Raw genomic sequence first — 2092 nt, forward strand, 5'->3', positions numbered from 1 at the left:
ATGGTTATGCCGATGCTCGGCAATTCAACTGGAGCAGGTTCAACTCCCGCAAGGCCACCGAGAACTTGGCGAACTCGTGAGTGCTGGTGGTCTTGAAGTCGGCCAGCATATGGGTCCAACGGGACAAGAGTTGCTCATGCTCCGCAATCCAGCTGGCCAGTATGGTATCGCATTCTCCCTGATCTTTGCACCCTTCCAATACGACGGAAGTGAGGCTGCGTTGCTGCCAGTCCAGATCCTCGCGGAAGGAGGCTCTGGCCATCGCCTGCCAATGGTTGCCAACCGGCTGATGGTTGACCTGGTCGAGGAACCAGTGCAGGTCCAGTTTGGCACCGAGTCGGTAGTAGACATTGGCTACCCGCAGAATGTCGCTGTGCTGATCCGCCGCAATCTGAGCCAGATCCAGCGCAGAGAAGAGGCTGCTCATGTGGGCGACCTGGCGAGCGATATGTTCGGGGACCTGCTTGGCCACCAAGACCTCGACAGCGTGACGGTGCTCGGCCACTTCGCTCTCCTCCATCACCTCGTAGAGGTGCTCGCCCAAGGTCTCGAAGGCGGGACGGAAGAAGGCGATGTTTTCGCTGATGCTCCAGCTGCGATTGCGAGCACGCAGGAACCAGCGGGTGGCACGGCGCACAATGCGGCGACTGGCAAACATCAACTCGAGCTGAGTCTCGGCACTCACCTGGTTGTCCAGGGATTCGATGTCGCGCCACAGGGGATCGAAACCGAACACCTCGCGGGCCATGGCGAAGCAGGCTGCCACTTCGGCCACTGAGGCACCGGTCTCGTCCTTCATCCGGGTCGCAAAGTTGAGTCCCATGTCGTTGACCAGCATGTTGGCCACCCGCGTGGCGATGATCTCGCCGCGCAGGGGATGCTGGGCCAGGGCCTCGCCGAAGCGCTGCTGCAACTGCTCGGGGAAGCTGGTGACCAGCATCCGCGCCAAGAAGGGCTCGTCGGTGATCTCGGGGCAGTTTAGCTGCTCTTTGAGCACCATCTTGCCGTAAGCCACCAGCACGGCCAGCTCGGGGCGGGTCAACCCCTGCCCTGCCGCCATCCGTTCGGACAACTCCTCATCGGAGGGCAGGAACTCCAGCGCCCTGTCCAGCTTGCCTTCGCGCTCCAAACCCTGAATGAAACGCTGCTGCTCTTTCACCTGATCCGCCGCGCGGAAACTGGTAACCGAGATGGACTGGGACTGACGATAGGCGTTGGTCAGCACTATCTCTGCCACGGCATCCGTCATCTCATAGAGCATCTGGTTGCGCTGCTTGAGGGTCAGATCCCCCGCTGCGACCAGCTGGTTGAGCAGTATCTTGATGTTGACCTCGTTGTCGGAGCAATCCACCCCGCCCACGTTGTCGGTAAAATCGGTGTTGATGTGACCGCCCTGACTGGCGTATTCGATACGACCCAGTTGGGTGAAGCCCAGGTTACCCCCCTCACCCACGATACGGGCACGCAGGTCGCGACCATTGACGCGCAGGGCATCATTGCTGCGATCACCCACCTCGCCATCGCTCTCCTTGTGGCTCTTGACGTAGGTGCCAATGCCGCCGTTCCAGAGCAGATCTACGTTCAGGCAGAGCAGTGCCTTGATCAACTCGTTCGGCGCCATGCTGACCTTGTCGGTGCCAAGCAGGGTCTGGATCTGCGGGCTCAGCTTGATGGACTTGGCCGAGCGCAGGAAGATGCCGCCCCCCTGAGAGATGAGGTCGCGGTTGTAGTCGTCCCAGCTAGAACCCGGCAGCTCGAACAGACGCTTGCGCTCGGCGAAGGTGCTGGCCGCATCCGGGGTCGGGTCGATGAAGATGTGCATGTGGTTGAAGGCGCCGACCAGCTGGGTGTGCTCGGAGAGCAGCATGCCGTTGCCAAACACGTCGCCGGCCATGTCACCTATGCCTACGCAGGTGAAATCGGTGGTCTGGCAGTTGATCTCAAGCTCACGGAAGTGACGCTTGACCGACTCCCAGGCGCCGCGCGCCGTGATGCCCATCTTCTTGTGGTCATAACCGACCGAACCGCCGGAGGCGAACGCATCCCCGAGCCAGTGACCATATTCGTGACTGATCTCGTTGGCGATGTCGGA

Annotated in this window: 1 protein-coding gene; it reads right to left on the reverse strand. The window is 60.9% G+C overall.

Translation table 11 applies throughout. From position 1 onward, the window contains the following. Positions 1-4: 4 nt before the first annotated feature. On the reverse strand, positions 5-2092 hold a 2088-nt coding region (locus G113_RS19910), incomplete at its 5' end, for an NAD-glutamate dehydrogenase domain-containing protein (protein WP_005913519.1).

Source organism: Aeromonas molluscorum 848, from assembly GCF_000388115.1.
Lineage (GTDB): Bacteria > Pseudomonadota > Gammaproteobacteria > Enterobacterales > Aeromonadaceae > Aeromonas > Aeromonas molluscorum.